The 5205-nt window shown below is 69.3% G+C and carries 6 protein-coding genes and 1 pseudogene; 5 read left to right on the top strand and 2 right to left on the bottom strand.

From position 1 onward, the window contains the following. Positions 1-242: 242 nt before the first annotated feature. Positions 243-530 (bottom strand): hypothetical protein, encoded by a 288-nt coding sequence (locus AB0C20_RS35110; protein WP_357187099.1) that lies wholly within the window; start codon positions 528-530, stop codon positions 243-245. Positions 531-682: 152 nt separating this feature from the next. Here AB0C20_RS35110 and AB0C20_RS35105 point away from each other — a divergent pair, with 152 nt between their 5' ends. Together AB0C20_RS35105 and AB0C20_RS35100 are read left to right on the top strand one after the other, a co-directional pair. Continuing rightward, complete coding sequence (locus AB0C20_RS35105) at positions 683-1048, top strand: helix-turn-helix transcriptional regulator (RefSeq protein WP_357187096.1); 366 nt, start codon at positions 683-685, stop codon at positions 1046-1048. Then, positions 1045-2421, top strand: a complete 1377-nt coding sequence (locus AB0C20_RS35100) for a permease prefix domain 1-containing protein (RefSeq protein ID WP_357569625.1) — start codon at positions 1045-1047, stop codon at positions 2419-2421. Before AB0C20_RS35105 ends, AB0C20_RS35100 begins: the two co-directional genes overlap by 4 nt. 86 nt (positions 2422-2507) lie before the next feature. Here AB0C20_RS35100 and AB0C20_RS35095 read toward each other — a convergent pair whose 3' ends face one another. Further along, entirely contained in the window at positions 2508-3365 is an 858-nt protein-coding gene (locus AB0C20_RS35095) for an SPFH domain-containing protein (RefSeq protein ID WP_357187090.1), read from the bottom strand. 223 nt (positions 3366-3588) lie between these two features. Here AB0C20_RS35095 and AB0C20_RS35090 point away from each other — a divergent pair, with 223 nt between their 5' ends. The 3 genes and pseudogenes from AB0C20_RS35090 to AB0C20_RS35080 form a co-directional block, all read left to right on the top strand. After that, on the top strand, positions 3589-4350 hold the full coding sequence (locus AB0C20_RS35090; protein WP_091401800.1) for an ABC transporter ATP-binding protein: 762 nt from the start codon (positions 3589-3591) through the stop codon (positions 4348-4350). Further along, positions 4337-5029: an ABC transporter ATP-binding protein gene (locus AB0C20_RS35085; RefSeq protein WP_357187086.1), complete on the top strand. Its 693-nt coding sequence runs from the start codon at positions 4337-4339 to the stop codon at positions 5027-5029. Before AB0C20_RS35090 ends, AB0C20_RS35085 begins: the two co-directional genes overlap by 14 nt. Positions 5030-5074: 45 nt before the next feature. Next, positions 5075-5205 (top strand): annotated as a pseudogene (locus AB0C20_RS35080) (branched-chain amino acid ABC transporter substrate-binding protein); the annotation flags it as partial.

Here is a 5205-nt window from a genome sequence, read left to right as displayed (position 1 = left end):
CCTCGACGTCGGTGCGCCCCGGATCAGTGTCGATCTTCAGGAACACGTCGCCTACGCGCAGGGTCGCCCGTTCCTGGTGGGCGACGACGACTTCGACCTCCGGCACAACGGCCATTGTCGCGACACGACCATCGACATCCCAGCGATTTGTCGGGGACGACTGGCGTGGTTGACCAGGTGCCCTGGGTCGACCCGGGAAGGGCCAACCCTGGGCACCCGGGCAACGAGAGCCGGGCGACTGGTCAGAAGGGTGGGGCGTCCTCGCCCATCAGCGCCAGCACGACGCCGCCCTTGCCGCTCTTGAGGCCCTGGACGACGACCTTGCCGGTGCTGCCGTCGGGCAGCTCCAAGGTGAAGGTCTTTCCGACCGCGTTCTTGGGGCCGTTGCCGGCGCTGTTCGCGGGTCGGAAGTCACCCGCCCAGGGCGGAACCCCGCCCCTACGGGCCGGCTCGGCGAAGAGCGCGGCGGTGCCGGGGGTCCTGGTGCCGTCTGAGGAAAGGAGCACTGAGGCGCTGCGAAAGGTAGCCATATGCGCCAAGGCTAACCCGGACCATGCCGTTCGCGGCACCACAGGTGCCCGGAACGGCGATTCGGGCGCTCTCTCGACCCGGGGCGTTGCGCCGTGGGCCATACCTAGCAGTATTATGCATCGTACCTCTAGGTTTGGGAGCGGGTGGTTCCGTGAAGGTCGCCAAGGATCTGGTCGCCGCCTCGGCGACGCCGATGGTGCTCGGCATCCTGGCTGAGGGCGAGAGCTACGGCTACGCCATCCTCAGGCGGATCAACGAGCTGTCCGGGGGTGAGCTGGACTGGACCGAAGGGCTGCTCTACCCGTTGCTGCACCGGCTCGAGCGCCTCGGTCACCTGGAGTCGAGCTGGCAGGCGGTCGCCGGCGAGCGCAAGCGCAAGTACTACCGCATCACCGACCGGGGTCTGGCCGAGCTGGCCGAACAGCGTCGGCAGTGGGACACCGTGGTGGGCGCGCTCAAGGAGATCTGGCACGACCGCGTGCCGCTGACGGTGCACCCGGTGGAGGGCCTGGCATGACGGCGCACGACGGGCAGCAGGAGTTGGAGGCGCAGTTCGAGCAGTGGCGTCAGTACGTGCTGCGTCGCCGGGAACTGCAAGCGGTGGACGCCGACGAGCTGGAAGACCACCTTCGTGGCTCCGTCGACCAGCTCGTCGCGGCCGGCCTGAGCCCGGACGAGGCGTTCCTGGTCGCTGTGAAACGGATGGGCAGCCTCGACGACCTCTCCCGCGAGTTCGCCAGGGAACATTCCGAACGGTTATGGAAGCAGTTGGTGCTGACCGGCGACTCCGGCAGCCCGGTCGGCGGCACGCGCTCCCGCCGGGACCTGTGGGTCATGCTCGGCTGTGCGGCGGGCGCTGTGGTGTCCGTCAAGGTGCCGGCGCTGTTCGGGCTGAGCTTCGCCGACGACGGCTCGTTCTACGCGCGCAACTTCACACTGTTCGCGCTGCCCTGGCTGGCGGCGTACCTGGCCTGGCGCCGGGGAGCCCGACGGACGGTGATCGCGGCACTGGCTGTGCTCTTCGTCCTCGGCGCCGTGGCTGCCAACGCCTACCCCCTGGCGGACGACTCGCAGTCAGTTGTCGTCACCAGCATCCACCTGCCCATCGCCCTGTGGCTGGTGGTCGGCCTGGCCTATGTCGCCGACGACTGGCTCTCCTCCCGTCGACGCATGGACTTCATCCGGTTCACCGGCGAGTGGTTCATCTACCTGGTGCTGATGGCCCTCGGTGGCGGCGTGCTCTCCGCGTTCCTGTTCAACACCTTCGCGGCCATCGGAATCGTCCCGGAGGCGTTCATCTCGCAGTGGCTGCTGCCCGGTGGCGCCGCGGCCGCGGTCGTGGTGGCCGGGTGGCTCGTCGAGGCCAAGCAGAGTGTCGTCGAGAACATCGCGCCGGTCCTCACCCGGCTGTTCACCCCGCTCTTCACCGCCGCCCTGCTCGCCTTCCTCGTCGCTGTCGTCTGGACCAGCCACGGCATCGACGTCGAGCGGGAGGCGCTGCTCCTGTTCGACCTTCTCCTGGTCGTGGTGCTGGGGCTGCTGCTCTACTCACTCTCGGCCCGCGACCCACTGGCCCCGCCCGGCCCGTTCGACAAACTCCAACTCGCGCTGGTGGTCAGTGCGTTGGCCATCGACGTGCTGGTGCTGCTGGAGATCACCGGGCGTATCACCGACGAGTACGGCGGCACGCCGAACCGGACGGCAGCGCTCGGCGAGAACGTGATCCTGCTGGTCAACCTCGCGTGGTCGGCGTGGCTGCTGCTGTCCTTCATCCGTCGGCGTACGCCGTTCGCGACGCTCGAACGGTGGCAGACCGGCTACCTGCCGGTGTACGCCGCGTGGGCCTGGATCGTGGTCCTCGTCTTCCCGCCGCTGTTCAGCTTCGCCTAGGCGAAGCTCGACCCTCCGCGCGTACCGGCCAGGCGGGCCGTGACGCCTGAGCCGGCCCACCCGTAGTGGGTGGGCCGGCTTGTGCGTCACTTGCCGGTGACGATGCCCGGGTTGATGCAGAGCCCCGGGTTCGCGCCGTTCTTCTCCGCGATCTCCAGACAACGGGTCACCTTGTCGACCTTTGCGTTGGTCTCGGTGATCTGCTTGGAGATCTCGGCGTTCTTGCGGTCCTGCTCCAGGTTGCGGGTCTGCGCCAGCTTGTCCTGGAACGCCTTGATGTTGCCCTCGGTCTTGTCGTCGTGGTTCACCCGGGTGATGGTCACCGACAGGATGTCCACGTCGGTGGCGAGGCGGGTCTCCGCACTGGTCTTGATGTTCGCGGCGAACGGCTTCAGGTCGACGTTGAGGTCGCCGGTCTGGGCGTCGATCTTCTCCAGCGGGTTGTACGCGGCGAAGGCGTCGTTGACCGCGCTGTCGAGCTGTACTCCCACCCGCTGACCCCGGAAGCTGCCGAAGTCGCCCTTGTAGTCCATGAACTGCTTCGGCGCGTTCTCCGGCTTGACCTGCCATTCGACGAGCACCTCGACGCAGGCGTCGGCGAGGGTGCCGGTGCGCACGCGTACGCAGTTGTTGCCGCCGATGTGGTCGTACTTCTGGCGGCCCGCGTCCCACTCGCCGACCTTCTGCCAGGGCGCCACCCACTTCAGGCCCGAGCCGGTCACCTCGCCGGTGGGCTTGCCGAAGCTGGTGACGATGCCGACCGATCGGATGGGCACCGAGTGGGCGCTGGACGCGATGCCGACCACCAGCGTGAGGGCGAGAAAGCCGAGCGCCGCGAGGGCTGCCATCCGCTTGAGCGGCCGTGCGGGGGCGACGAGAGCGACGACGGCGCTGACCGCCAGGGCGACGGCGAAGACGATCGCCATGGTGAAGCCGACGGGCATGGGGTGGGGACCTTCCGGTGGGCTGTGTGGATCATCAACCTAGGGGGTCCGGTCAAGTCGACGGCGCGGGGGAGTGGAGTTCACGCACGTCAACCGCCCGTCGAATATGGAGCCCATCGACATGGCTCGACTCCAGCGGCCCGCCGTAGGTTTCGTCCACGCGACGGGCCTGTGACCACGGTCACCGAACCGACCGTCGCCGCGACGTGCGGAGGATGAGGCGATGGCCGGGCAAGCGCTCCTGTCGGCCCGTGGGCTGACCCGCGACTTCCGGGGCTTCCGGGCGGTCGACGACGTCGACCTCGACGTCGCGTCGGACAGCGTGCACGCGCTGGTCGGCCCGAACGGCGCGGGCAAGACCACCCTGTTCAACCTGCTCACCGGCTTCCTGCGACCCAGTGGTGGCCGGATCGAGCTGGCCGGGCGCGACGTCACCGGGCTGCCCCCCGAGCAGGTGGCCCGGCTCGGCGTGGCCCGTTCGTTCCAGATCACCAGCCTCTTCCCCCAACTGTCCGCACGCGAGCACGTCGCGCTGGCGTTGCAGTCGCCCAGCGGGCTGGGCTGGCGGTTCTGGCGGTCGGCGAAGCTGATGGGCCGCTACACCGAACGGGCCGACGAACTGCTGGCCATGGTGGGGCTGGCCGAGCTGGCGCACGCCCCCTCGGCGTCCCTGGCGTACGGCCGCAAACGCGCCCTGGAGTTGGCCATCGCGCTGGCGCTGGACCCGAAGGTGCTGCTGCTCGACGAGCCGACAGCGGGCATGGGCCTGGAGGACGTCGACCGCACCGTCGAGCTGATCGGTCGGGTCCGTCAGGGCCGGACAGTGGTGATGGTCGAGCACAACATGAGCGTCGTCGGCCGTCTCGCCGACACCGTCACGGTGCTCCAGGCCGGCAAGGTCCTCGTCGAGGGCCCGTACGAGCAGGTCCGCGCCGACGAGCGCGTGATCACCGCCTACCTGGGAGCCGCCGATGCTGCGCATTGAGAGCCTGTCCGCCTACTACGGCGAGGCGCAGGTGCTGCGCGACGTCAGCCTCGAGGTCTCCGCCGGCGAGGTGGTCACCCTGGTCGGCCGCAATGGTGCCGGCAAGTCCACGCTGCTGCGCTGCGTGATGGGGCTGCACTCCGGTCAGCGCGGCACCGTGGAGTTGGACGGGCGGGACATCACCAGGCTGCCGGCGCACAAGCGGGCCCGCCTGGGGCTGGGCTGGGTGCCCGACGACCGGGGCAGCTACGCCACGTTGACGGTCACCGAGAACCTCACGCTGCCGCCCACTGTCGGCCCCGACCCGTGGTCGCTGGAGCGGGTGTACGAGGCGTTTCCGGCCCTGTACACCCGGCGGGACTCGGCGGCCACCATGCTCTCCGGCGGCGAGCAGCAGATGCTCGCGCTGGCCCGGGTGCTGCGGATGGGTGCCCGGTTGCTGCTCTGCGACGAGCCCACCGAGGGGCTGTCGCCACTGCTGGTGCAGCAGGTCGGCGACCTGCTGCGCGAGGCCAAACGGCACGGGGTGACGGTGCTGCTTGTCGAACAGAACCTGCACTTCGCCACCGGTGTCGCCGACCGGCACTACCTGCTGGCCGAGGGCCGGGTCGCCGAGGCGATGGACAACTCCGAAGTGCGGTCGCGCGAACGCGAACTGCTCGCGTACCTCGGGATCTGAATTTTCTCAACGACGACCCGCGCGACGCCGCGCGGAATGGATGGAGTGGGCATGCGCAGGACGATGGGTGTGGCCGCGGCGTCGGCCGTGGTGGTGCTGGCCGCCGGGTGCGGCGGCGGTGGCCCCCAGTCGAGTGGCGACCAGAAGCTGACCGGCGACAAGATCGTGCTGGGCGT

It is taken from the genome of Micromonospora sp. NPDC048843 (genome assembly GCF_040649965.1).
Lineage (GTDB): Bacteria > Actinomycetota > Actinomycetes > Mycobacteriales > Micromonosporaceae > Micromonospora > Micromonospora hortensis.
Note: the sequence above shows the minus strand (reverse complement) of the source record. Positions and strands in the feature narration are given on the sequence as shown.

Coding starts and splice junctions, on each gene's coding strand:
- AB0C20_RS35110 (WP_357187099.1), bottom strand. CDS start 530: ATGGCTACCTTTCGCAGCGCCTCAGTGCTCCTTTCCTCAGACGGCACC.
- AB0C20_RS35100 (WP_357569625.1), top strand. CDS start 1,045: ATGACGGCGCACGACGGGCAGCAGGAGTTGGAGGCGCAGTTCGAGCAG.
- AB0C20_RS35095 (WP_357187090.1), bottom strand. CDS start 3,365: ATGCCCGTCGGCTTCACCATGGCGATCGTCTTCGCCGTCGCCCTGGCG.
- AB0C20_RS35090 (WP_091401800.1), top strand. CDS start 3,589: ATGGCCGGGCAAGCGCTCCTGTCGGCCCGTGGGCTGACCCGCGACTTC.
- AB0C20_RS35085 (WP_357187086.1), top strand. CDS start 4,337: ATGCTGCGCATTGAGAGCCTGTCCGCCTACTACGGCGAGGCGCAGGTG.